Annotated in this window: 23 protein-coding genes and 1 pseudogene; 15 read left to right on the top strand and 9 right to left on the bottom strand. The window is 36.1% G+C overall.

All coding sequences use genetic code 11. From position 1 onward, the window contains the following. The first annotated feature begins 16 nt into the window (after positions 1 to 16). The 4 genes from celB (at position 17) to chbG (ending at position 3,915) form a co-directional block, all read left to right on the top strand. The gene (gene celB / locus CQZ94_RS12575; RefSeq protein WP_070145495.1) at positions 17 to 1,324 is read left to right on the top strand and encodes a PTS cellobiose transporter subunit IIC; all 1,308 of its coding nucleotides are present in this window, start codon (positions 17 to 19) and stop codon (positions 1,322 to 1,324) included. A 183-nt stretch (positions 1,325 to 1,507) separates the two neighbouring features. After that, a complete protein-coding gene (locus CQZ94_RS12570) occupies positions 1,508 to 1,831 on the top strand; it encodes a PTS lactose/cellobiose transporter subunit IIA (protein ID WP_000989054.1) in 324 nt (107 codons plus the stop codon). A 3-nt stretch (positions 1,832 to 1,834) separates the two neighbouring features. Next, complete coding sequence (celF, locus tag CQZ94_RS12565) at positions 1,835 to 3,160, top strand: 6-phospho-beta-glucosidase (RefSeq protein WP_105585643.1); 1,326 nt, start codon at positions 1,835 to 1,837, stop codon at positions 3,158 to 3,160. Between the two features lie 50 nt (positions 3,161 to 3,210). Beyond that, positions 3,211 to 3,915 carry a chitin disaccharide deacetylase gene (gene chbG / locus CQZ94_RS12560; protein WP_105585642.1) on the top strand — a complete coding sequence of 235 codons (705 nt, stop codon included), beginning with the start codon at positions 3,211 to 3,213 and terminating at the stop codon, positions 3,913 to 3,915. 40 nt (positions 3,916 to 3,955) lie between these two features. On the opposite strand, the gene CQZ94_RS12555 is transcribed toward chbG, so the two are convergent. The 3 genes and pseudogenes from CQZ94_RS12555 to CQZ94_RS12540 all read right to left on the bottom strand — a co-directional run. Beyond that, entirely contained in the window at positions 3,956 to 5,137 is a 1,182-nt protein-coding gene (locus CQZ94_RS12555; protein WP_105585641.1) for a chromate transporter, read from the bottom strand. A gap of 155 nt (positions 5,138 to 5,292) precedes the next feature. Next, the gene (locus tag CQZ94_RS12545) at positions 5,293 to 6,450 is read right to left on the bottom strand and encodes an RNA-guided endonuclease InsQ/TnpB family protein (protein ID WP_105585640.1); all 1,158 of its coding nucleotides are present in this window, start codon (positions 6,448 to 6,450) and stop codon (positions 5,293 to 5,295) included. Positions 6,451 to 6,491: 41 nt separating this feature from the next. After that, positions 6,492 to 6,560, bottom strand: a pseudogene (locus CQZ94_RS12540) (IS607 family transposase); the annotation flags it as partial. A 363-nt stretch (positions 6,561 to 6,923) separates the two neighbouring features. Here CQZ94_RS12540 and exsM point away from each other — a divergent pair. Continuing rightward, on the top strand, positions 6,924 to 7,337 hold the full coding sequence (exsM, locus tag CQZ94_RS12535) for an exosporium regulatory protein ExsM (protein ID WP_002016152.1): 414 nt from the start codon (positions 6,924 to 6,926) through the stop codon (positions 7,335 to 7,337). A 171-nt stretch (positions 7,338 to 7,508) separates the two neighbouring features. Here the strand turns inward: exsM and CQZ94_RS12530 are convergent, their stop codons facing one another. The 3 genes from CQZ94_RS12530 to CQZ94_RS12520 all read right to left on the bottom strand — a co-directional run bounded on the left by CQZ94_RS12530 (position 7,509) and on the right by CQZ94_RS12520 (position 12,311). Then, positions 7,509 to 10,187, bottom strand: a complete 2,679-nt coding sequence (locus CQZ94_RS12530) for a sigma-54-dependent transcriptional regulator (RefSeq protein WP_105585639.1) — start codon at positions 10,185 to 10,187, stop codon at positions 7,509 to 7,511. A 104-nt stretch (positions 10,188 to 10,291) separates the two neighbouring features. Then, complete coding sequence (locus CQZ94_RS12525) at positions 10,292 to 11,029, bottom strand: polysaccharide deacetylase family protein (protein WP_105585638.1); 738 nt, start codon at positions 11,027 to 11,029, stop codon at positions 10,292 to 10,294. A gap of 208 nt (positions 11,030 to 11,237) precedes the next feature. Next, positions 11,238 to 12,311 (bottom strand): glycosyltransferase family 4 protein, encoded by a 1,074-nt coding sequence (locus CQZ94_RS12520; protein WP_105585637.1) that lies wholly within the window; start codon positions 12,309 to 12,311, stop codon positions 11,238 to 11,240. A 450-nt stretch (positions 12,312 to 12,761) separates the two neighbouring features. On the opposite strand from CQZ94_RS12520, the gene CQZ94_RS12515 reads away from it, so the two are divergent. After that, positions 12,762 to 14,132 carry a UDP-glucose dehydrogenase family protein gene (locus tag CQZ94_RS12515; protein WP_105585636.1) on the top strand — a complete coding sequence of 457 codons (1,371 nt, stop codon included), beginning with the start codon at positions 12,762 to 12,764 and terminating at the stop codon, positions 14,130 to 14,132. A 75-nt stretch (positions 14,133 to 14,207) separates the two neighbouring features. Then, positions 14,208 to 15,323, top strand: a complete 1,116-nt coding sequence (gene wecB / locus CQZ94_RS12510) for a non-hydrolyzing UDP-N-acetylglucosamine 2-epimerase (protein ID WP_002112886.1) — start codon at positions 14,208 to 14,210, stop codon at positions 15,321 to 15,323. Positions 15,324 to 15,426: 103 nt separating this feature from the next. Here wecB and CQZ94_RS12505 read toward each other — a convergent pair whose 3' ends face one another. Both CQZ94_RS12505 and CQZ94_RS12500 read right to left on the bottom strand, forming a co-directional pair. Further along, on the bottom strand, positions 15,427 to 16,554 hold the full coding sequence (locus CQZ94_RS12505) for an LCP family protein (RefSeq protein ID WP_105585635.1): 1,128 nt from the start codon (positions 16,552 to 16,554) through the stop codon (positions 15,427 to 15,429). Positions 16,555 to 16,627: 73 nt separating this feature from the next. Continuing rightward, positions 16,628 to 17,263, bottom strand: coding sequence for a YigZ family protein (locus tag CQZ94_RS12500; protein WP_105585634.1), 636 nt, complete (start codon positions 17,261 to 17,263; stop codon positions 16,628 to 16,630). Between the two features lie 238 nt (positions 17,264 to 17,501). Here CQZ94_RS12500 and CQZ94_RS12495 point away from each other — a divergent pair, with 238 nt between their 5' ends. The 7 genes from CQZ94_RS12495 to hpf all read left to right on the top strand — a co-directional run bounded on the left by CQZ94_RS12495 (position 17,502) and on the right by hpf (position 23,781). Beyond that, positions 17,502 to 18,344 carry a DegV family protein gene (locus CQZ94_RS12495; protein WP_105585633.1) on the top strand — a complete coding sequence of 281 codons (843 nt, stop codon included), beginning with the start codon at positions 17,502 to 17,504 and terminating at the stop codon, positions 18,342 to 18,344. A gap of 173 nt (positions 18,345 to 18,517) precedes the next feature. Further along, positions 18,518 to 18,832 (top strand): winged helix-turn-helix transcriptional regulator, encoded by a 315-nt coding sequence (locus CQZ94_RS12490; RefSeq protein WP_070145482.1) that lies wholly within the window; start codon positions 18,518 to 18,520, stop codon positions 18,830 to 18,832. A gap of 269 nt (positions 18,833 to 19,101) precedes the next feature. Then, positions 19,102 to 20,409 carry a C40 family peptidase gene (locus CQZ94_RS12485; RefSeq protein WP_105585632.1) on the top strand — a complete coding sequence of 436 codons (1,308 nt, stop codon included), beginning with the start codon at positions 19,102 to 19,104 and terminating at the stop codon, positions 20,407 to 20,409. Between the two features lie 130 nt (positions 20,410 to 20,539). Next, positions 20,540 to 21,889 carry an ATP-dependent helicase ComFA gene (gene comFA, locus CQZ94_RS12480; protein WP_105585687.1) on the top strand — a complete coding sequence of 450 codons (1,350 nt, stop codon included), beginning with the start codon at positions 20,540 to 20,542 and terminating at the stop codon, positions 21,887 to 21,889. Beyond that, the gene (locus tag CQZ94_RS12475) at positions 21,889 to 22,593 is read left to right on the top strand and encodes a ComFC family protein (protein ID WP_105585631.1); all 705 of its coding nucleotides are present in this window, start codon (positions 21,889 to 21,891) and stop codon (positions 22,591 to 22,593) included. The genes comFA and CQZ94_RS12475 overlap by 1 nt, the downstream gene beginning before the upstream one ends. A gap of 126 nt (positions 22,594 to 22,719) precedes the next feature. Next, a complete protein-coding gene (cspC, locus tag CQZ94_RS12470) occupies positions 22,720 to 22,917 on the top strand; it encodes a cold shock protein CspC (protein ID WP_001990088.1) in 198 nt (65 codons plus the stop codon). Between the two features lie 321 nt (positions 22,918 to 23,238). After that, positions 23,239 to 23,781 (top strand): ribosome hibernation-promoting factor, HPF/YfiA family, encoded by a 543-nt coding sequence (gene hpf, locus CQZ94_RS12465; RefSeq protein WP_105585630.1) that lies wholly within the window; start codon positions 23,239 to 23,241, stop codon positions 23,779 to 23,781. 108 nt (positions 23,782 to 23,889) lie between these two features. Here hpf and CQZ94_RS12460 read toward each other — a convergent pair whose 3' ends face one another. After that, positions 23,890 to 24,333 carry a VOC family protein gene (locus tag CQZ94_RS12460; protein WP_105585629.1) on the bottom strand — a complete coding sequence of 148 codons (444 nt, stop codon included), beginning with the start codon at positions 24,331 to 24,333 and terminating at the stop codon, positions 23,890 to 23,892. Between the two features lie 82 nt (positions 24,334 to 24,415). On the opposite strand from CQZ94_RS12460, the gene CQZ94_RS12455 reads away from it, so the two are divergent. After that, complete coding sequence (locus tag CQZ94_RS12455) at positions 24,416 to 25,354, top strand: helix-turn-helix transcriptional regulator (protein ID WP_105585628.1); 939 nt, start codon at positions 24,416 to 24,418, stop codon at positions 25,352 to 25,354. The last annotated feature ends 263 nt before the right edge of the window (positions 25,355 to 25,617 follow it).

Raw genomic sequence — 25,617 nt, 5'->3', positions numbered from 1 at the left:
TTAGGGGGGAAGCGAAATGCAAAAATTTATTGCATTTATGGAGAAGTATTTAGTCCCAGTCGCAGGTAGAATTGGATCGCAGCGCCACTTAGTTGCAATCCGTGATGGCTTTATCGCAGTTATGCCTCTTATTTTAGTTGGATCGTTTGCGGTACTTATAAATAATTTACCAGTTGATGCATTCCAAAAACTTATGAAGGGTGCATTTGGGGATGTTTGGAAAGATGTCGGCGGTGGTATGTGGACAGGATCCTTTGCAATATTGGCTCTCATAGCCGCAGTTGGGATAAGTTATAATTTAGCAAAATCTTACGGTGTAGACGCGTTGTCAGCAGCAATTATTACATTCGGTGCATTAATTATTATATCTCCGACAACGCCAAAAGAAGGCGGTATTGATTTAGCTTGGACAGGATCACAAGGTTTATTCGTTTCCATAATTGTTGCTCTTCTTGTAACGGAGGTATTTCGATTCTTTGTTCAAAAGGATATTACAATTAAGATGCCAGATGGTGTTCCACCAGCAGTAATGAAGTCATTCGCAGCGTTAGTACCAGCATTCGTTATTTTAATCGTAACAGCAGGCATTCAATTAGCAGTGAAATTAGCAGGAACAAGTATTCATAAATTCGTATTTGAAACAATTCAAGTACCATTACAAGGTTTAGCAGGTACATTACCAAGTGCAATTATTATCGCGTTACTTATTCACGTATTATGGTTCTTTGGATTACATGGTCCTAATATTATCGGTGGTATTATCGATCCAATCTATTTACCAGCACTAGAAAAGAACATTAAATTATTTAACGATGGTATGTCTGCATATGATGTACCACACATCTTTACAAAACCATTCTTTGATGTATACGTTTATATCGGTGGGTCAGGTGCGACGTTAGCATTTTTAGTAGCAGTAATGCTTGTTGCAAAAAGCGCACAGCTTCGTGGTGTAGGCCGCGTATCTATTGGTCCTGGATTCTTTAACATTAACGAACCAGTTATTTTCGGTACGCCAATTGTATTAAATCCGGCGTTAATTATTCCATTCGTACTTACACCAGTTGTATTAGTTATTACTTCTTATACAGCAATTTCCTTAGGGTGGGTACCAAAAACAGTTGCTTTAGTTCCGTGGACAATGCCACCGATCTTTAGTGGTTATCTTGTAGCAGGCGGAAGCATCGCTGGTGCTGCATTGCAGCTAGTAAACTTTGCAATCGCGGTAGTTATTTACTATCCATTCGTATTAATGTGTGACCGTACGTACGTACAAGCGTCAAAAGATGCTGCAAAAGCAAGCGACAATTCAGTATCACTTTAAAAAGTATTGTTCTGGCGAGTTTTTATAGCTCGTCAGAACAACTAACTTTTATATCATGTTCAAAAAGATGAAATACATCTACAAGAACACCAAACTATCATTAATAAAATAATAATTTAATAGACATGTTCAAACTGAAGGGGTATTTAAATCGGTTGAACCATAATAGAGAGGGCGGTAATTATGATGACTACAGCAGAACAAATTCCATTCCAATTGATTTTAAATAGTGGCAATGCACGAAGCTTTGCAATGGAGGCACTGCAATTTGCCAAACAGGGGAAAATGGCGGAAGCAGACGAAGCGATGGTAAAGGCGAAAGAAGCGATTAATGAAGCGCATCATTTCCAAACAGAGCTCATACAATCAGAAGCAAGAGGGGAAAAAACAGAGATTAGTGTTCTTTTAATTCATGCACAAGATCATTTAATGAATTCTATTACAGTAAAAGAATTAGCAGCAGAATTTATTGACCTTTATAAAAAGCTAGAAGCGAAAGGGGAATAAAGCATGACTGGAATTAAAATTGCTACAATCGGCGGTGGATCTAGTTATACACCAGAGTTAATTGAAGGATTTATTAAACGTTATGATGAGCTTCCTGTTCGTGAAATTTGGTTAGTAGATATTGAGGCAGGAAAAGAAAAGTTAGAAATCGTTGGTAACTTAGCAAAGCGTATGGTGAAAAAATCAGGTTTACCAATTGATATTCATTTAACACTTGATCGCCGTGAGGCATTAAAGGGTGCTGACTTCGTAACAACGCAGCTTCGCGTTGGTTTATTAGAAGCTCGTGCAAAAGATGAAGCAATTCCATTAAAATATGATGTAATTGGCCAGGAAACGAATGGTCCTGGTGGTTTATTTAAAGCACTGAGAACGATTCCTGTTATTTTAGATATTTGTAAGGACATGGAGGAACTATGTCCAAATGCATGGCTTATTAACTTCGCAAACCCAGCAGGTATGGTAACAGAAGCTGTACTTCGCTACACGAACATTCAACGAGTAGTTGGTCTATGTAACGTTCCAATCGGAATTCGTATGGGTCTTGCAAGATTACTTGAAGTAGATGCAAGCCGGGTACACGTTGATTTCGCTGGTTTAAATCATATGGTATACGGATTAGATGTATACTTAGATGGAGTAAGCGTAATGGATCGAGTACTAGAACTTGTAACAGATCCAGAAAAGCAAATTACGATGGAAAACATTACTGCGCTTAACTGGGAGCCAGACTTTATTCGCGGTCTTCGTGCAATTCCGTGTCCATACCATCGTTACTACTATAAAACACGTGAAATGTTAGAAGAAGAGAAAGAAGCTTCGATTGAAAAAGGTACACGTGCAGAAGTAGTAAAACAATTAGAAGATGATTTATTCGAGTTATATAAAGACCCGAATTTAGATATTAAGCCACCACAATTAGAAAAACGCGGCGGAGCTTATTATAGTGACGCAGCATGTAGCTTAATTACGTCTATTTACAATAATAAAGGTGATATCCAGCCTGTTAATACACGAAACAACGGAACAATTGCAAGCTTGCCACATGATTCTGCTGTTGAGGTGAACTGTATTATTACGAAAGAAGGTCCAAAACCAATTGCGGTTGGAGACTTACCAGTACCGGTTCGCGGTTTAGTACAGCAAATTAAATCATTTGAGCGCACAACAATTGAAGCTGCTGTTACAGGGGATTATCATAAAGCGCTGCTTGCTATGACAATTAATCCACTTGTACCATCAGATAAAGTTGCAAAACAAATTTTAGATGAAATGTTGGAAGCGCATAAAGAACATCTTCCACAGTTCTTTAAAAAGGTAGAAAAATAAGAAGCGGCGCTATTTAGCCCGCTTTTTTTATTTCAGTAGGAGGGATAAAGGTGATTAAGTTAATTGTAAATGCAGATGATTTCGGTCTTACGGAAGGGACAAATTACGGCATTATTGATGGACATATAAATGGACTTGTAAATTCAACGACGATGATGATGAATATGCCGGGGACAGAGCATGCGGTACGTTTAGCGAAGGAGTATAAAACGTTAGGAGTAGGAGTTCATCTCGTATTAACGGCAGGAGAACCGCTCCTCAAGGACGTACCATCACTTGTAAGCAGCAATGGATCATTTCATAAACAAAGCGTCGTAAGGGAAGGAAATATAAGTCCAGAAGAGGTAGAAAGAGAATGGACGGCTCAAATTGAGAAATTTTTGTCTTACGGTTTAATACCAACTCATTTAGATAGTCATCATCACGTGCATGGGTTACCGCTTTTACACGACGTTCTTGAGAGATTAGCAATTAAATATAATGTTCCGATTCGTCGTTGTGAAGAAGAGCGAGCGGTGCGCCCATTTTCAGATGTGTTTTACAGTGATTTTTACGCTGACGGTGTGACGGAAGATTATTTTGTGAAGTTAAAGGAAAGAGTGCAGGACGAGCAAACGGTAGAAATTATGGTGCATCCAGCTTATATTGACCCAGAGCTTGTGAAACGTTCTTCTTACGTAATGGATCGCGTGAAAGAGCTGCGTATTTTAACGGAGAGTGAGCTGCCTGAGGGAATGGAGCTTGTGAAGTTTTAATAGGAAAACGACGGCTAAATGGGGCCGTCGTTTTTTGTGCTTACAAAATGGATAGAACATATCCACCGAAGGTCCCGAGTATAACGATAACCCAAGGTGGTGTTTTCCAAAAAGCGAGTAAGCAAAATAGAAGAGAAGCAAAAACGAAATCTACAGAATTCATAATTGTACTCGTCCAAATTGGATCATAAAAAGCTGCAAGTAAAATACCGACAACAGCTGCGTTTACTCCAAGTAGTGCACCTTGTATGTAAGATACTCTCCTTACACTGTCCCAAAATGGTAAAACGCCAACAACGAGCAGGAAGGCAGGAAGAAAGATAGCGATCGTTGCAACAACTGCCCCGACGGTTCCATTTAGCACTGCTCCTATATAAGAAGCGAATGTAAATAGTGGCCCTGGCACTGCTTGTGTTAATCCGTATCCAGCTAGAAATTGTTCTTTTGTCATCATCCCGTTTTGTACAAACTCACTTTCAAGAAGAGGAAGTACGACGTGCCCTCCTCCGAATACGAGAGAACCAGAGCGGTAAAAGCTATCAAATAATGCGATGAAAGGAGAGAGCGGTCGCATTATTGGTAGCAATAATAATAGTCCGAAGAATAAGATGAGACAAGAACTGGCCATCGTCTTTGAAATAGAAACTTGTATTTTATATGATTGGGCGTTCTGAGGAGCTTTATATAAAAGCCGGCCGACAAGCCCTGAAAGTATAATGAGAATGAATTGCGTCCAGCTACTTGGCCACAACAAGACAATCGCAGCAGTTACGATAGCGATTGTTGCCCGGTTTCGGTCCGGGGTTAATTTTTGAGCCATCCCCCATATTGCATGAGCAACGATTGCGACCGCTACGAGCTTCAGTCCGTGAATCCAACCAGAACTTCCAAGCTCGAATTGGTTAAGGAATGAAGCGAAGAAAACTAAAACGAGTACAGACGGTAGAGTGAATCCGATCCATGAAATAATGGCTCCTAATAATCCGCCGCGCAATAATCCAATCCCCATACCGACTTGACTGCTAGCAGGGCCAGGAAGGAATTGACATAGTGCTACTAAGTCTCCGTAACTTCGTTCATCCATCCATTTTCTTTTTTGTACGTATTCATGGTGGAAATAGCCGAGATGGGCGACAGGACCACCAAATGAAGTAAGTCCTAATTTAAATGAGACGAGAAAAATCTCTAATAATGATTGAAAAGAATAGTTTTTGTTTTTCAAAATTACCTGCTACTAAAGATATAGACAAATGTATATTTTTAGAGTATTCCTGCTTCTATGTGTCCTGTCTCGCCAATCATTCGCTACTACAGTTTGATATAACACTCCACAGGCGTAAATTCCGATGTAGCCCACCGTACATATATACAATCTATTTACGTTAGTATTGTATATTCTTTTGCTTGTAAAAGGTTGATTGATGCGTTCAAATCTCTATCCATTACATTTCCACACTCACATGTATATACTCGGTCAGATAGCTTTAAATCCGCTTTCTTTTGACCGCAACATGAACATAACTTTGACGATGGATAGAATGTATCTACTTGACGTAATTCAATTCCGTATTCCTCGCATTTAGTCAAGAGCCACGTTTTAAAAGCATAGAAACACTGCTTGGCAATGGTTTTAGATAGATGTTTATTCTTCATCATACCTTTCACATTCAAATCTTCTACTGTAATAAACGTCGGCTTGGTTTTCACCACATCATTTACAATAGACTTTACATACTCTAGTCGAATATTTGCTAATCGAGCATGTAGTTTTTGCACCCTAAGAATGTTTTTATCTATATTCGCTCTTTTGTTCGTAGCAGATGTTTCACCTCTCTTTTTTACATTTTCAAATTTACGCGATAAAGAGCGTTGCTCACGTTTTAACCGCTTTTCTATCCTTTTTACGCTTATTGTTTTGTTGATGTTTTCATGAACGATACCATCGCTACGTGTAGCGAAATCCTTCACCCCTAAATCAATACCTAAACCTGTTTCATTGAGTGTTGGCTTCGTTGCTCTTTCTTCCAATTCACAAAGCACAGATACAAAATATCTCCCTGCCCTTTTACATATCGTTCCACTTTTTACAATCCCATTTTTCGGGATATAACCATACTCCTTTAATCTCACCCAACCAATCGTTGGGACTTTTACTCTATGTCTTTCTACTGCCCAGTCCGTTTTGTTGTTTTTAGGAAAATAGCACTTCACATCTTGATTCTTCTTTTTCTTATAACGGGGAAATCCAGATAAGCCCTTAAAAAATCTTTTAAAAGCCGTATCTCCATTCATAATTTCCTGTTTTACCGCTTTACTAGATACCCCTTTAATCCATTGGTCATATTCTTTTGTATAGACATTGTTTAACCATTTAGAAAAGTCATATCCACTCAGAAACTTTCCCTCGGATTCATACAGCTCTTGATTTTTAGAGAGATACAGATTGTAAACATGCCTACACACTCCAATCGTTTGATTGATCTTGGTTATTTGTTCATTTGTCGGTTTAAGCTCTATCAAATACGCTCTTCGCATACCTCTTTATCCTCCGACATTCGTTTTTTGTATTTTCTCACTCAATATATCCTACAACTATATATATGAATGATAGATATTAAATCTTGAACAAATTCTTCTTGTGGAGATCATTTTTCATTTACCTTTTGGGTTTTGGTAAGCAGTTAAAACAACTTGGTTATCCCAACTTTGCAATGGTCTAATAGGTACGTTGAAAACTTCTGGAAATTCTTTTGGTTCATATTGTTACATAATTACGTTTTAATACATATGTCTATGATTGTTCGCTTTTTCGATTACTGTATAATTCTCCTAGAATGTTTTTCTAAGTGCATTATACAAGAGGCCATCAAGCAAAAGAAATGATTCTAATGTAAAGATTGTGTGAACCTTTTCTTCGTAATTAAAAATTGAAAAGTCATAAATGATTATGTCTAAACCATAAAGTAGTAGAAGTAGTGCTGGGAAATTTATATGAGGAGAATGCCCGTATGACAACACATTTCTTTGCTAGGTTAACAGGGAAGAGGGAAGTACCTCCTGTAAATACAGAAGCTTACGGTGTAACAGAGCTCATTTTTAGTGAAGATTTAAAGAAGTTGCAATATCGGGTCATATTAAAAAACATAAAAAAAATCACGTCATGCCAAATTCATTTAGGAAAAGCGAATCAAATTGGTCCAGTTGTTTTAAGTTTGTTTGGTCCGTTAGAGCAAGGAATTAGTGTGAATGAAGGAGTCGTTACTGGTGTGGCTAAAGTGGAGGATTTTGAAGGGCCTTTACAGGGGAGAGCATTTGACAGTTTGTTTCAAGAGATAATGCAAGCAAATGTATATGTAAATGTTAATACGAAATCTAATAAAAAGGGAGAAATAAGAGGGAGAATAAGGGAAGTAAAGAAGTAAGCGAAAAGGCTGTCCAAAAAAACATTTTGGAACAGCCTTTTCTAATTATATAGAGTGCTACTATTGCTAATTATTGTCGGTAAATCGATATATTTTAAGAATCGCTAATATAATTTCACTTACTACGTACTAGGGTACTACTCGAAAAGAGAAGCTACACTATTACCTAGTTTAACTTTTTACAGGTTGATTTTTGATGAAGAAGTCCATTACATAAAATACTTCGTCATCTGGTATTTGTATTTCAAATGTATTTTCGATAGGTTGCAATGCTTTTTTCACTTTCATATACATCCAGTACTCATCTTGTCTTCGTTTCTCTTTATCAGGATGAGGGAGGAGACTTTCGCCTTTTTGAAGACGGTCAACCATGCAGCTCATATGCAAAATCACACCCATTAAACTGTCGGGAGTTAGCTGTAAAGAAATCAATTCCTGAATTGTATTTAATGCATAACGAATCGTTTTAATAAGTAATGCCCCATCGTTACGCTGCATTTGTTGTTCAAGAATATCAGCCATTTTTGCATATGTTTCTTCATACGTAATCAATTCTTGAATTGGTTGAATAGCTGTGTAGTTCACAATGTCTTGGAAATGATATGTTAAGCAAGGTATTTGCACATCGAAATTCGTGACGATACAAATGATATTACGCTCTTTTTTTATGTTCTCGATCATTTTCGTTAAATCTTTTTCATGGACGATGCTAATCGGAATAATTTCAATTAAGTCTTTATCAAAGCGTAAATAGTTCTCTAACATTTTTTGAATTGCTAAAGCACTTCCTTCGCCAGTTAAACAAGCTGTTAAAATCACGGATTTCATTGGCGATAGTGGCTTTTTCTTTTCTTCCTGTACGTTTAAATAGAACGGCGTTAAGTTCTTCACTGTTTCGTATAGTGCATTTAATGAGTAGCCAAGCTGAGCTTTTCGAGCTGCTTCTAGTGCGTGTGGTGTACTCGTCATTGAAAGAACACGGACAGGGATTTGGAATTCAGTTTCTAATATATCACCAATATAAGCGAGAGATCCCATATCAACAAGTAAGAGAAGCCCGTTTACATTTTGAAGTGTTTTCATATACACTTTAACACGCTCTAAGAAGTCTTTTGGTGATTCATGCAAGGGCATATCGATACCAGTTACTTCATCGATACCGAGAAGTTCGTTTACAACGTTTGCCATTTCTGTTGCGATGCCATTACCGTGTGCTAATATTAATACTTTTACTTCTGTTTGTGAGGCAGGAATTGGATCAACAACGAAGAACATTGTTAAAAAGCCAGCTTCATCAATAGGCATTGTTATTTGTAATTCTTCTTCTAATAGCTGAATACATTGCATAGCTACGGAAAAAGCTTCTTTATATTTCGTACGAATTTGATTTAATTGTGGGTGGTGAATTTGTTTCCCGCCCTGTAAACGTTGTAGAGTTGTCTGTACATGTAAACTTAAAGCGAGAAACACTTTTTCATCGAAAGTTTTAGATAAATATTTTTCAGCTAGTTCCGCAATTTTTTCACATACGGAAACGATATTACGATCCACAATTTTAAAAACATTTTCATGACTTGTTTTTTTAGATATTTGGTTAAAGTATTGGACGAAAAAGCTTTGAATATCATTTTCTATTAGTAATTCTAATTCTTCCTCTTCAATGCCGCGTGCTTGAAGTTCTTCATATTTATAATCAATATAATCGTAAATAGAAGAGCGACTTCCTTCGGGTTTTATTATATGTTTACTCCAACCTTCATCACCTGTAAATACAAATGTTTCATTTGGTATTTGATATAGATGACGGCTCTTTCTTTCAATAAATAATCCCTCTTTCATATACCAAGGTAAATCTGTACTTGAAACACAGACAGAATCACGTTTTTTTGTCACGAAATCAGAATAAGCTTTCGCACAGGCAATTTGTACGTCCGTTTTCAATTGACCGATGTTATTTGGACAATTGTAAAAGACGAAAGCACGCATTGTATTTGGACTAACATGAATCTCTTTCCTTAGACGAATTGCTTCATTTGTGAAAAACAGCTGTAGTAAAGCAAACCGTTCTTTATGTGTTCGCTCACGAAGTGGTGGAAGCGTAACGGTCATCGGAATACGTCTTGTAAATGTTTTTAATAAAAATGAATTTGGTTCTTCGGTTGTTGCAGTAATAATCAACACTCGTGCCTTACGTTCATTTTCCGTTTCTCCAAGGCGGCGGTATACTCCGCGATCAATAAATGTGAAGAGCATCTCTTGTCCTTCTGGAGGAAGGCGATGTACTTCATCTAAGAAAAGGATTCCTTCATGTGCTTTTTCAATTAACCCTTTTTGATCACTGGCACCTGTGTAAGCTCCTTTTTTTATCCCAAATAACTGTCCAAGTAGTAGTTGTGGATTGTTTGCATAATCAGCACAGTTAAAGACGATAAAAGGTGCATCTTTTGGAAGTTGTTCCACTTCAATTGCGTATTCGTGCATTAAAGAAGCGAACATCGATTTTCCGACACCTGTTTCTCCAAGTAGTAAAGTATGCATACCGTTTGGAGGATAGAGAATAGAAGCTTTTGCTTTTTCAATTGCAATTTTTAGGCTTGTATTTTCAATAGCAAATGTATCTAATGAAGTGCCCTTTGTTGAATGCGTTTCCAATGAAGTGTTCGTTTCTATATAAAAACGGACAGGGCGTGTAATCGTTTTTAATAAACGATTATCTTTCACAAGCTTGTTTAAATCGCTACTAACATTTGCACGGTCTAACTGTAGAAGTGTAGCGAGTTCTGATGCTGTTACACCTTCTGTATAATTCCCTTTTTGTATTGCGTTAAAAATGAGATCTATTCGTTTCATTTCTATTCACCTCGAAACTTCATCACTATTTAGAATTTTACACAAAAACGGGAAGTGTGGGAAGAGAAAAATAAAACAGCTTTAGTACATAGGCACTAAAGCTGTTACAATCTTGTGTCTTTCCAAAAATTCACTTCGAGATGGGAAGATGGATTGTAGGGAAGTAGTTTATATCCTTGTGAGTGCAAATAATCAATTACTTTTGGGAGTATTTGCACTGTGACACTAGAATCATGCATTAAAATAACCTCTACTTGTTCATCGCTTTGATTTCGTACTCTTTCTAGTATTGCGGAAGGATTATCATAGCTTTTCCAGTCATATGTATCAATTGTCCAATCCCACATTTTATATTGGGCAGATACGAGTGCATCACGGTAATTCTTTTTTAAGTAAGGCATGCTACCGTATGGGACACGAACGAGATGTGTATTTAAATGTGTAACTTGCTGGACAATGTTTTGGGTTTGCTCCATTTCTGCAATTAAAACAGATGGATCGCCAGTATAAAGACGTTTTACATCATGTGACATACTATGGAGACCGATATAATGTCCATCTTTAATCAATCGTTCCATCGTTTTTTTATAATGTGGCACCTTTCCGCCAATAACGAAGAAAGTTGCTTTTCCGTTCTTCTCTTTTAAAATATTTAAAATTTGTGGTGTGTATTTATTTGGTCCGTCATCAAATGTTAAGTACGCAATTTTTGTTGTAGGAGAGGTAGTTTGAGTGCTTTCGTAATCTTTTACTTGAATGTCTGTAGTTGCTTTTGTATTCGATGATGCGTACATAGTAATAGTTAAAAATAAAATTATACATTGAAGTAATCGCTTGATCATAACATTCACCCTCAGTTTGACAATCAAGATGTAAAAATGAAAATTTGATACTTTTTTCGTTATACGTATATCTTTCTCCAATAGAGGCACTCTCAAACAATCTATATTTTGGAAATGAGGAATAAGGATTAAAAAATAAAAAATAGCATCCTCTTATGAAAAGAGGATGCTATTTGAATATTTCATAATAGTAAAGGCTATACTACAATTAGTCTTCGCGTTTTTTCACTTTTTTATAGAAGGAAATAATTGGTTTGTAACGTTCGTGTACAAGACCGATTACTTCAGCAATGATTTCTGTAAAGAAGATTAAAACGAAAAGAAGAATAATGGATAACCATAATGTCGCACTAGTGAAAATGATTGCATTTACACTAAAGAATATACCAAATGCGTAAATAATTAGTACCGTTTTACGATGAGAGAATCCCATTGCAAGTAAACGGTGATGTAAATGCGACTTATCTGGTGCTGAGATAGGCTTTTTATTTACGATACGGCGGATAATTGCAAACGTCGTATCAAATATAGGTACACCTAAAATAATAATTGGAACGATAAAGCTGAATAACGTTACGCTTTTGTATAATCCAAGTAACGATATAACAGAAATACAGTATCCTAAAAATAGTGCTCCTGTATCTCCCATGAAAATTTTTGCTGGATGGAAGTTGTAGAATAAAAATCCAATTGTACTTGCTAATGTAATCAGTGCTAGAGGTAATATAATAGCTGCTCCAGTACCCCATGGGCTAGTGAAGGCCATATATGCTAGCGTTGCAAGTACGATAGATGAAATCCCTGCGGATAATCCATCTAATCCATCAATTAAGTTGATGGCATTTGTAATACCGACAATCCAAAATACTGTAATTGGATAAGCAAGCCACCCGAGTTCAGTATCTCCAAGGATTGGAATATATAATACTTGCACTAATAATCCACTTTTGACAATCATGATGGCAACTAATAGTTGTCCACCGAATTTTACCCTCGCAGATAGTTCGTACATATCATCTAAAATCCCGATGATAACAATGATGATAGCACCTAAAGTTATCGATAGCATTCTTTGTTCGTATAATCCACCGACAACAAATCCTACAGCTACACCAATGAAAATTGCTAACCCGCCAAGACGAGGCATAATTTTTTGGTGTACTTTACGCGCGTTTGGCTTATCTGTTGCTCCTATTTTGAAAGCTAATTTAATAACTAAAGGAGTAACGACGAGTACAGTGATGAAAGATGCCAAAATGGCATAAATCACTTGTGAGTCCATTAATACCCCACCCTTTATAGTTTAACGTAATTTTTTCAATCGTATTTATCTAAAAATTATGATGTTTATTTACAGGCTCATAACATATGGTATCACAAAAAGATTAGAATTCAATCTTTTTTTCTTTTGGCTGTAAAGGGGAGTGAATAGAATATATGACAATTGGATATGGAATGTTGTGTCCTTTGAGAAGGTTGATCTCATATTGTGGCTTGTAATATGACATTGTACTTTCCTCTCATATAGCGATGACTTTTGTTTCAGTATTATAAGTGTTGCACGTAAAAATGAGTAAGTTCCGTGTTAAATTGTGGGAATTTACATTTTGTATATATTGCATCATTTAACTTTACAAAATCTTAAAAAATAATAAAAAAACAATTCATATAATAAAGAAGTGAAAGAGTTTTCTCATTCTTAGTGTGAGAGGGGGAAGCACAGGGGAATTCTATGTATTCGTATATTTTCTTATGTATATTCCTGTGCGAAAGGAAAATGAAAATTACGATAATAGGTACCGGATATGTTGGATTGATTACAGGAGTAGGATTGGCGAGATTGGGACATTCAGTCACATGTTTCGATATAAATAGTGAAAAAATTGAACGGATTAAACAAGGCAAGTTACCTATTTATGAATGTGGATTAAATGAATTAATAAATGAAGCATACGAAAATAATCATTTAACTTTTACAGCAAGTAAATCAACGGCATTTAATGATGTAGAGTTTATATTTATTGCAGTTGGAACGCCATCTTTATTAGATGGAACAGCAGATTTAACGTATATTCGTAGTGCTTGTGATGATATTGGAACATATGTGAATAACGATATTATTGTTGTTACGAAAAGTACGGTTCCTGTAGGGACAAATGATGTAATGAGAAAATGGATTGAGGAGAAACTACAAGGTAGACATGAATTATATATTGTATCGAATCCAGAATTTTTAAGGGAAGGTTCTGGTATTTATGATTTTTTTCAGGGTGATCGTATCGTAATTGGATCATGTAGTGAAGAAGCGGCAAGGAAAGTAGAGAATTTGTACAGTAAATTAAGCTTAAAAACGTATATTACAGATATTCGAAGTGCTGAGATGATTAAATATGCATCTAATGCTTTTTTAGCCACGAAGATTAGTTTTATTAATGAAATTTCTAATATATGTGAGCAAGTGGGTGCAGATATAGTAGATGTAGCTACAGGGATGGGGATGGATAAGAGAATTGGTGCATCTTTTTTAAATGCAGGCATCGGATATGGAGGATCTTGTTTTCCAAAAGATACGAAAGCACTTGTGCAAATTGCAGGGAATGTTTCTCATGATTTTCGCTTGTTGAAAGCAGTCATTGAAGTGAATAATAAACAACAGTTGTTGTTAGTTGAAAAAGCGAAGAAAATTATAGATATGAAGAAGAAGCGAATTGCGGTTCTTGGTGCAGCATTCAAACCGAATACTGACGATATTAGGGAAGCGCCATCTATTATTATAATAGAAGAATTAATTAATATAGGTGCGAATGTGGTTTTATATGACCCACAAGCCATTCAAAATGTAAGAGGTTTATTTGGAAATACGATACGATACGCTGAGTGTATAGATGAATCGATTAGAGAGGCGCATGCAGTTTTTATCGTAACAGAATGGGAATCAATTCGAAATTATCCGCTAGAAAAGTATGCGCAGCTTATGAGGGAACCTATTCTATTTGATGGGAGAAATTGTTATACTAATGAGGATGCCGGGAAGTATGGATTAAATTATTACTCAGTTGGGCGAAAAGACGTCTGTAATAGTAATGTTTCTCAGGCGCGTTAAAAAATGTATTTTCACATGCATATTTTTATATGCGATAATAGAAGTTTTAACTAGTGAAAGAAAAGAGGCAATGAAATGACTGAACGTTTAAAAGTAATGACAATTTTCGGGACACGACCAGAAGCAATTAAAATGGCACCTCTTGTATTAGAGTTGCAAAAACACCCAGAGAAGATTGAATCGATTGTGACTGTAACAGCACAACACCGTCAAATGTTAGATCAAGTATTAAATATCTTTGGAATTACGCCGGATTTCGATTTGAATATCATGAAAGATCGTCAAACGTTAATTGATATTACAACACGTGGTTTAGAAGGTTTAGATAAAGTAATGAAAGAAGCGAAGCCGGATATCGTACTTGTGCACGGTGATACAACGACGACATTTATTGCAAGCTTAGCTGCTTTCTATAATCAAATTCCAGTAGGACATGTTGAAGCAGGACTTCGTACATGGGATAAGTATTCTCCATATCCAGAAGAGATGAATCGCCAACTAACAGGTGTAATGGCGGATCTTCATTTCTCACCTACAACAAAATCAGCAACGAACTTACAAAAAGAAAATAAAGATGAGTCACGTATTTTCGTAACAGGAAATACAGCGATCGATGCACTGAAGACAACTGTAAAAGAAACTTATAGCCATTCGGTGTTAGAGAAACTTGGAAATGATCGTCTTGTACTTATGACAGCACACCGTCGTGAAAATTTAGGAGAACCAATGCGCAATATGTTCCGTGCAATTAAGCGTCTTGTTGATAAGCACGAAGATGTACAAGTTGTATACCCTGTTCATATGAATCCTGTTGTTCGCGAAATAGCGAATGATATTTTAGGCGAGCATAGCCGCATTCATTTAATTGAGCCGCTAGATGTAATCGATTTCCATAACGTTGCAGCTCGTTCATACTTAATGTTAACTGATTCTGGTGGTGTACAAGAGGAAGCACCATCACTAGGTGTGCCAGTTCTTGTCCTTCGTGATACGACGGAACGCCCAGAAGGTATCGAAGCAGGTACGCTGAAATTAGCAGGAACAGATGAAGAGACAATCTTTGGTCTTGCTGATGAGTTGTTATCTGATAAAGAAGCTCATGATAAGATGACGAAAGCATCTAACCCTTACGGCGATGGTCGTGCATCAGAGCGTATTGTAGAAGCGATTTTACAACACTTCAACAAGTAGAGTGAAACTTTAATAAATGGGGTTTTCATCTTCCATTTATTATTAGCCCACAACAATTGCGGGAAATAAAAAGAGCCAAATCGTATACGATTTGGCTCTTTTTTTATTCATGATTCCTCATAATCCACTCTGCATGAGCATTTGTAGAAGGGGGAGGAGGAGGTGGTGTTTTGTTCTCACTCGGTTCCTTCTTTGCTTTTGCGCTGGAGTTAGAATTTGAATCGGAATTTGTATTCTCACTTTTTGTAGTTTCTGTTGAGACTCTTGCTTTTTCTCCTATTTCCTTTTCAATTTCGTTACGTACAGTCTCTACACTGATTGGATCTGGAAGGAAGTAATAAATACCGCCAATTTTTCTGTCTTCTCCTTCAATTTTTAACGTTTGTATTGTAGAAGGATCGAATCCAGAGATTTTATTGTAAAGAGCAAGTCCGTCTGAAATAGGAATATCGGTTTTTATATATTTCCCAACTACCGCTGTTAAATCTTTAATTTTAAATACGGTTGAAGCAGAATTTAACTTTTGGGCAACAGCCGCCAGTACTTGCCTTTGTCTCGCAGCTCGACCATAGTCCCCGTTAGGATCTTGCTTTCGCATGCGGACGTAAGCGAGTGCTTCTTCGCCATTTAAGTCTTGTTTACCTTGTTTAAATGGAATTAATTTGTAATAATCTATATCGGAGCGCTCCTCGAAATCAAAAGGAACATCAACTGTAATACCTCCAACAGCATCAACGATACCTTTAAAGCCTTGGAAATCAATTTTAATATAATGATCAACAGGAACTTTTAAAAACCCTTCGACAGTGTCAATTGTCATCCTTTCTCCACCGTAAGCATGAGCAGCGTTAATTTTGTCTTCTTTATTTTTGCCAACAATCTTAACACGAGAATCGCGTGGGATACTCATAAGTGAAATCTTTTTTGAGTTTGGATTAACTGTTGCGAACATAAGTGAATCTGTTCGACCGTTTTGACCATCTGTTGCGTAATCTTCAATACCCATAATTAGTATTGTGAAAGGTTTTTTTGTGATTTCCACATCTTCTGCTCGTAATTTAGATTTTTCACGGTTAAATCCACTGTACATCCCCATGAGAGAAGTGTAGGAATTTAACATATAAAGTCCTACGCTACCAAATAAAAATGCGAAAATAAGAAAGAAGAAAAACTTTCTTCTACGTTTCTTTTTTATTCTGCTATTTTGGAGATGATAATAACGTTCTTCCATATATAATCTCCTTATTCATTTGTAGGGAATTAATTCACTACATTAATCTTTAAAGGCGATAAGTTAGCTATTCTTAGATAACGTCTTGTTCTAAGTACAACATATCTCCTTCTTTAATTGTACATTTCCCGTTTGTTAATTCAATCATCCAAGTTGTGAATGGTTGTTTTTTGTCCTCTTCTACATACGTATCAAATGTGACATTTTCTAGGTAATGTATATCTTTAATGGCATATTCTGAATTGCGTAATTCATTTTCAACTTTGCCAAGCGAAGTGTAATCAATTTCTGTTTGCATAACGCGCATTAGTTTTCGTTCAACAACGCCTACATGGTTAAGACCTTCACTTGTACATTTTCCATATGCACGAATTAATCCGCCAGCACCAAGTTTAATGCCGCCAAAATAGCGCGTAACGACAACGACAGTATCTTTTAGACCGCGTTTTTTTAATACCTCTAACATAGGTACACCAGCTGTGCCGCTCGGTTCACCGTCATCGTTCGCTTTTTGAATTTGATCTTGTTCACCGATTAAATATGCGGAACAATTATGTGTTGCATTCCAATGCTGTTTTTTTATTTTTTGTATAAATGTTTGAGCTTCATCTTCCGTTGTGGCGCGACTCACATAGCAAATGAATCTTGATTTTTGAATGACAATTTCGTGCTCACCGTAGCCTTTAATTGTTAAATATTGTAATGACAATGGTATACGCCCCTATCTTTCAAAATGACTAGTACTTTACATTTTAAAAGCGAGCGTTTTTATATTCAAACATTTTTTACAAATATGTTGAAATTTTTGGTGAGTATTTTATCTTTTTGTTGTAATTTGTCGAGCGGGTGATTGTAGTCTCTAACCGGCATTTTTATGTATGGATGCACCTTTTCTAGTTTTCGTGTAAAATTAGGGGATAAAAATTTTTTATAAGGCAGGTACGAAAATGAAAACAGCTATTGTTACCGATAGTACAGCATATATACCGAAGCATATTCGTGACGAACTCAATATATATATGATACCATTAAACGTTGTGTTTGGAACGGAATCTTATCAAGAAGAGGCTGAAGTTTCAGCAAATGATTTTTATATAAAAGTGCGTGAACAAGAAGAACTTCCGAAAACTTCGCAACCAGCAATTGGAAAGTTTTTAGAGTTATATGAAGAGTTATCTAAAGAATATGATGCAGTTATTAGCATTCACCTTTCCAGTGGAATTAGTGGTACATACCAAACAGCAACGACAGCTGGACAGATGGTAGATGGTATTGATGTATATACGTACGACTCTGAAATTAGTTGTGAAGTACAAGGATTTTACGTGCGTGAAGGGGCGAAATTAGTAAGTGAAGGGAAAGCCCCAGAAGCGATTATCGCTCGCTTTGATGAAATGAAGCAAACGATGGATGCTTATTTTGTAGTGGATGATTTACATCATTTACAACGTGGTGGAAGATTAAATAGCGCACAAGCTTTCATCGGTAGTTTGTTACAAGTAAAACCAGTATTATACTTTAGAGATAAAGTAATTATTCCATTCGAAAAAATTCGTACGCGTAAAAAAGCGTTAAAGCGTATCGTTGAAATCTTTGATGAGCAGGCAAATAAAGGTGTGCCTATGGAAGCTGTTATTATTCATGCGAATCGTGAAGAGGAAGCTAATGAATGGAAACAAGAATTAGAAGAGATATACCCTCATGTTACAATTCGCACGAGTTATTTCGGGGCTGTAATTGGGACGCATTTAGGTGAAGGTGCGCTTGGTTTAGGTTGGTATACGAAGTGATAAAGATATAAAAGCTCTCTTACTTGAAGAGGGTTTTTTTACGGATATTTTACAGGAATTTGACAAGTTAATATTTGAAAATGGTAAAATGTACGTAAAATTAAACAATGAGGAAAGTTTTATTACTTACTTTTTACAAGAAACTATCTTATAATAGAATAGAGGTGAAACATATGGAGCATAATTCTTGTTTATGTCCAAAGTTTGAGTCAGCTTTTACAATGCTTAGTAAGAAATGGACTGGCTTAATTATTAAATCTTTGCTCGAAGAGCCGAAACGCTTTAGAGAAATCGCAGATATTATACCAAATATGAGCGATCGCATGTTGTCAGAACGTTTAAAGGAATTAGAAGGCGAAGGCATTGTAATTCGTAGTGTTTACCCAGAAGTACCAGTTAGAATCGAGTACGGTTTAACTGATAAAGGGAAAGCGTTGGAAAGTGTTATGGATGAGGTCCAAAATTGGGCTGAGAAATGGATGAAGTAACGTTTCTATCTCATTCATATTGGAGTATTTTCAAAACGTAAGGGAATCCCTTACGTTTTTTTCAATTCTATAAAAAACGACGTAAGGCTCTTGAAATTCTACATATATATACAAATTTAGATATACTTTGCTATAGAGATAAATGTAATATTACATTTATTTTACAAAACCGTAACATTAGCAAAAAAACTCCCGAATTATGGTATAAATTTTAATAGGTTATATACGGAAAACGAAAAAAGAAAAAAGAAAGCGGTGTAAAAAATAAAATGAAAAAGCTAAAAATGGCATCTTGCGCACTAGTTGCAGGGTTAATGTTTTCAGGGCTAACACCAAATGTATTTGCAGAAGATAAAATTTCTGACGTAAAATCACAAATTAACACACAAAATGATACTTTACATAAACAACAACAAGAACGTGATGAATTACAAAAACAAATGAATGACTTAAACAAAACAATCCAAGGTTTGGATAAGTCTGTGCAAGAGAACGCTTCAAAACTTGATGAAACAACAAAAAAAGTTTCTGATACTGAGCAATTAATCGAAAATAAAAATAAAGATATTGCAGAACTACAAACAAAGATTGCAAAACGTGAAGAGTTATTAAGAAAACGTTTAGTAGCACTTCAAGAACAGCCAAATACGAACATTGTGACAGAAGTTCTTGTAAACTCTAAAAACGTTGCAGATTTAGTTGATCGTTTAAATTCTGTTTCTAAAATTATGGAATCTGACGAAGATATCATGAAAACTCAACAAGAAGATCAAGTGAACGTGAAAAAAGATGTTGAAACAGTAAAAGAAAAACAAAAAGAATTAAAAGAAGCACAATCTCAAATTGAAACTGCTAAGAAAGAACTTGACGCTGAAAAAGAGAAAAAAGCAACAGCGGTAAACGATTTAAGCGGTAAAATGGATACAGTTGTAACTACAATGACAAGTACGGAAGGTCAATTGAAAGAGCTTGAACAACAGGCATTAAAATTACAACAAATCGCTGAAAAAGAAGCGCAAGAAAAAGCTGCACAAGAAGCTGATGCTCAAAAACAAGCAGAACAAGCTGCTAAAGAAGCACAAGTTCAACAAGCACAAGCACCTGCAGAACAAGCTGCACCGGCAAACAATGGTGGACAAGCTCAAAAAGAAGAACCTAAAAAAGAAGAGCCTAAAAAAGAGACACCTAAACAAGAAAACAAAAAACCAGAGCCAGCACCAGGTCCAACTCCGGCTCCTGGCGTAATTGGTAAAGCACAAAGCTACTTAGGTTTACCATATGTTTGGGGAAGTGCATCTCCATCAAACGGTGGTTTTGACTGTAGTGGATTCATTTCTTACGTATTTGGTGTAGGTCGTCAAGACGTTGCAGGTTACTGGAACTCAGTTTCGAAAGTAAGTAGCCCACAACCTGGAGATCTAGTATTCTTCCAAGGTACTTATAAAGCAGGTCCATCTCACATCGGTATTTACGTTGGTAACGATCAAATGATTCATGCTGGTGATAAAGGGATTGCATACGCAAGCCTAAGTAGTAGCTACAACCAGAAACATTTCTTAGGATACGGTAGATTCTAGGATTTATAATTGAATAAAAAACGTGTATAAAGTCGATAGCTTACTATTTTATAAGTAGGTTATCGGCTTTTTTGAGTTTTTACGAGATAAAGAGAAGGATTTATAGTAGTGCTGGAGGTGGCTATTGATGATGTTAGCTGGTAGACAGTTACTGTTAGAAGAACTTTCTTCAGATTTGCAGGATAAATTGGATCATTTGAAAAGGAATCGAGAAGTCGTTTGTGTACAAGGGGTAATTAAGAAATCTTCAAAATATATGTGCCAGCGCTGTGGAAATATAGAGCAGCGGCTATTTGCATCATTTCTATGTAAAAGGTGCAATAAAGTATGTACGTATTGCCGGAAGTGCATAACGATGGGTAGGGTAAGTGAATGTGCTGTACTTGTTCGCGGGATTGCTGAAATAAGCGGAGAAAATTACTTGAATCCGTTACAGTGGGAAGGCGTTTTGTCTGCTGGTCAGGAGTTAGCTGCGCAAAGTGTCGTTGACGCTGTTAAGCAGAAAGAATCATTTTTTATTTGGGCGGTGTGCGGGGCTGGAAAAACAGAAATGTTGTTTCGCGGAATTGCAGAGGCACTACAAAAGGGAGAGAGAGTTTGTATTGCAACGCCGAGAACGGACGTTGTACTTGAATTAGCACCAAGATTACAAGAAGTGTTTCCAAATATAAATGTAGCTGCTTTATACGGAGGGAGTTTAGACCGAGAAAAAGATGCGGCGTTAATCGTTGCAACTACACATCAATTGTTACGTTATTATAGGGCATTCCATGTCATGATTGTAGATGAGATAGATGCTTTTCCATATCATGCGGATAAGATGTTGCATTATGCAGTAAATGAAGCGATGAAAGAGGAGGCAGCACGTATTTATTTAACAGCAACTCCAGATGAAAAATGGAAGCGTAAATTGCGGAATGGTAAGCAAAAAGGGGTTATTATTTCAGGACGTTATCATCGTCATCCGTTGCCAGTTCCAGCATTTCGGTGGTGCGGAAATTGGAAAAGGGGTCTTATGCGTAAAAAAATTCCTCGTGCTTTATTACAATGGTTAAATATGTACTTATCTAAACGATATCCCATTTTTCTATTTGTTCCTCATGTGCGATATGTAGAAGAAATTAGCCAGTTATTAAAATCATTAAACAATCAAATTGACGGTGTGCATGCAGAAGATCCGAAGAGAAAAGAAAAGGTAGCGGCTTTTCGAAAGGGAGAAATCCCATTATTAGTTACAACGACGATTTTGGAACGAGGAGTAACTGTGAAAAATTTACAAGTGGCAGTTTTAGGAGCTGAGGAAGAAATATTTTCAGAAAGTGCTCTCGTTCAAATTGCAGGGCGTGCTGGTAGAAGCTCTGATGAACCGCATGGAGATGTCATCTATTTTCATTATGGAAAGACAGAGGCGATGGTGCGTGCGAAAAAACATATTCAAAGTATGAATAAGAATGCCAAAGAACAAGGATTGATAGATTGATGCATTGTCTACTTTGTGATGAGTATATTTCATATGCGATTAGTTGGTACACTTTTTTTGTTAAGCTTCATAAAAAGTATATATGTGATGGATGTGAACAACAACTTTCCTATATTATAGGAAATATTTGCAAGGAGTGTGGTCGGCCTTTAGAACTTGTACCAGCTGAATATAAAAACGGGGATATTTGCATGGACTGCATAAGGTGGACGAACGAGCAGAGGTTTCCGCCTCTCATAAATCGTTCGTTGCATGTGTATGATGAAGGGATGAAAGAAATATTAGCACAGTTTAAATTTCGAGGAGATGCTGAATTAGTGCATATTTTTCATCAGCCTTTTCGAAGTCTTTTTCAAAAATATTTTGCGAATGTTTCAGCTGTCATTCCGGTCCCTCTTAGTGAAGAGCGAGAATATGAGCGTGGTTTTAATCAAGCTGAGTTACTAGCTTCTTGTTTGCCTATCAAAATGTTTTGTACATCATTAAGAAGAATAGAAACAGAAAAACAAAGTAAGAAGAAGCGTAAAGAAAGGATATCGGGAGTTAATCCTTTTTATTTTCAGGGAGAAGAGCTGTTTCATGAGCAACATGTTTTAATTGTGGATGATGTGTATACGACAGGAATTACTGTTAGGCAAGTTGGAAGCCTTTTGTATGATCGAGGAGCGAGAGAGGTTTCTTGTTTGACGCTTTGTAGAGGTTAATATGTGAATGTCGAAAGGAATAATAAAAAGACGACAGATCTTGTTTGACTAACACTCTTGTCATTCGTTATAGTCAGAATATGGGGCGAATGCCCTGATTTTAAGAGTGAAGGGAATGGAATGAACATGCAAGGACGAGTGAAATGGTTCAATGCAGAAAAGGGATTTGGGTTTATTGAGCGTGAAGATGGTGACGATGTGTTTGTTCATTTTTCTGCTATTCAACAAGATGGGTATAAGTCGTTAGAAGAAGGTCAACAAGTGGAGTTTGATATTGTTGATGGAGCACGTGGACCACAAGCAGCTAATGTTGTGAAACTGTAAAAATTAAGTTTTTGGAAAAGATAGAGCTGTATTTTTAGCAGCATTATATAGATGGCGAAAGCTCTTGCTCGTAACAAGGGCTTTTTTGTTTTGGAGAAGTTGTCAAAAAGTTGTTTCTTTTCTGTAACGAATTGTCCACAGTTACATTCGTTATTCACGATGGTAATAGGATAAAATAAAGATAGAAACGATGCATCTTTTCATTTCAACAAAAAACGATAAAAAAATCGCAATTCCACTAATTTTTTTAAAAAAATTAGAAGGAGTTTTTAAGCCAATGTCGAAATTATAGTACATAGGCTTGAAAGGAGGAATTCATCTATGAAATTCAACATTCGTGGTGAAAATATTGAAGTAACTCCAGCATTAAAGGAATATGTAGAGAAAAAACTAAGTAAATTAGAGCGTTATTTTGATACATTCCCAGAGATTAAGGTTAATTTAAAAGTATACTCTGACAAGCAACGTATCGAGGTAACAATTCCATTTACAGATTTATTACTTCGTGCAGAAGAAACAAATAGCGATATGTACGCTGCGATTGATTTAGTAGTTGATAAAATTGAGCGACAAATTCGTAAACATAAAACAAAAGTAAACCGTAAATTACGTGAAAAGGGTTCTATTAAAACTAACTTTATCCTTCCAGAAGCAGTAGCTGTTCTGGATGAGGTAGAAGAGGATGAATTAGAACTTGTACGTACAAAACGATTCGATTTAAAACCGATGGACGTTGAAGAAGCGATCTTACAAATGGATATGCTAGGACATAATTTCTTCGTCTTCACAAATGCGGATACAAATGAAACTAATGTTGTATATGGCCGTAAAGACGGGAAATATGGTTTAATCGAAACAAAATAATCATTCAAAAGCGTAGCCGAAATGGCTGCGCTTTTTTGTATATTCTTGCTTTCGTATTTCCTAATATTGATGGGAATTTAAAGGTCCTATTCACAATGAAACTGAAATTTAGAAATTATGTCTTGTTACGGTCAATTGTATTACCATTCCAAAAGGATCTCGAACAATGGCATAACCAGGGCTGAATGAGTTTTTTTCGAACGGTGTTAAAATATAAACTTCATCATGTTTAATTAGATTGTGATAGAGTGCTTCAATGGTTTGGAAATCTTTAGATTGAATACATAAAGATGAGCTATTACTTAATTGCCAAGGGCGTGTGGAATCCACTGCTTGTTCTGCAATCATGATTTTATTAGTACCAATTTGTAAAACGGAATGGGTAATATAATGTTCTTGGCTTTCTTCATATGTGAAATTTGAGTCTATTTCTTTCATCTCTTTATAATTCTTTTTAAATAAAACTTTTGCACCTAAATATTGTTCGTAAAATGTAATTGCTTTAGCGCCTTGCCCGTTTAATGATAGAAAAGGGATTACTTCAAAGTTCATTGTATTGCCTCCTTCATATATGTTTACACTTATTACTATACAAATATAAGGTGCCAACATATGGCACCTATAGGGAGAGTTTATGAAAAGAGTTGAACGTTTAAATCAGATGCTACGTTTTATCAATCAAAAACAAATATTCACATTAAAAGATTTAATGGATGAATTTCAAATTTCAAAAAGGACAGCGTTACGTGATATTGCATCATTAGAGGAAATGGGTGCACCTCTCTTTGCAGAGTATGGTCGGTATGGAGGGTATCGTTTAATAAAATCGATGACATTACCACCGATTTCATTTACAAACCATGAAGTTTTTGCACTTTATTTTGCAATGCAAGCGCTAAGAAGCTTTGTAAGTAGTCCCTTTCAAATATCGTTTCAGTCCATTAATAAGAAATTTTTAGATAGTGTTTCGTCAAAACAGCGTGAGCAAATTGAAAACTTGCAAAAGAGAGTTACCTTTTACCACTTGGAACAAGCACATGAATGTGATTATCTAGAGGAACTTTTGCTAGCTGCTGTTCAAAATAAGGCCTTAAATATAAACTATGTAACGCCGAAGCAATCGACAATGCGCCGTATTCAGCCAATTTCGATTTATGCAATGAAAGGTTATTGGTATTGCCAGGCTTACGATTTAGATAAATCGGCTTACCGAGTGTTTCGCTGTGATCGTATTAGGTCGTTAGAAATAGTAGATGCTCAGGATAGTCTGGATTTGGAAAACATAAATATACATAACGCACATAGTCTTTGGAATGCAACTGAACAAGCTATTCAATTTAAATGCTCAATTACTGCGAGGGGGATAGAGATATTCAAGCAACAACAATATCCTTCGATTAAATTATGGGAAGAACACGAAGATACATATTTAATAGGAACTTATGAGCCTGCTGAAATCAACTTTATCATCTCGTATCTAGCTAGTTTTGGTAAAACTATAAAAATAATTGAGCCATCTTCTTTAAAAGAGAACTTGAAAGAATACTACTTAGATTTAATACAAAATTTGTAACGTAAATTTGAAGCGAAGAGATATTAGTTTGTTGGAACAAATAAAATAAAATAAAAACTTTTTCTGAATCTACGGCTCGACATTTGGACGATTGTTGTCATAGTTATAAGACAAGTGTTACAATTATCATTAGGTTTATACATTTTAGTTTTTTTAATTAGGAGAAAAATTGGCATAACATAAATTTGATTTTTATAACGACTGATTGTAAAGAGAAAAAGAAAGCAATCGGAAGTTTTATTTTAATAAAAGAGGAGCGTATT

Origin of the sequence: Bacillus sp. MYb209 (assembly GCF_002975175.1) — a bacterium.
Taxonomy (GTDB): domain Bacteria; phylum Bacillota; class Bacilli; order Bacillales; family Bacillaceae_G; genus Bacillus_A.
This window is presented reverse-complemented; position numbering and strand designations above follow the sequence as displayed.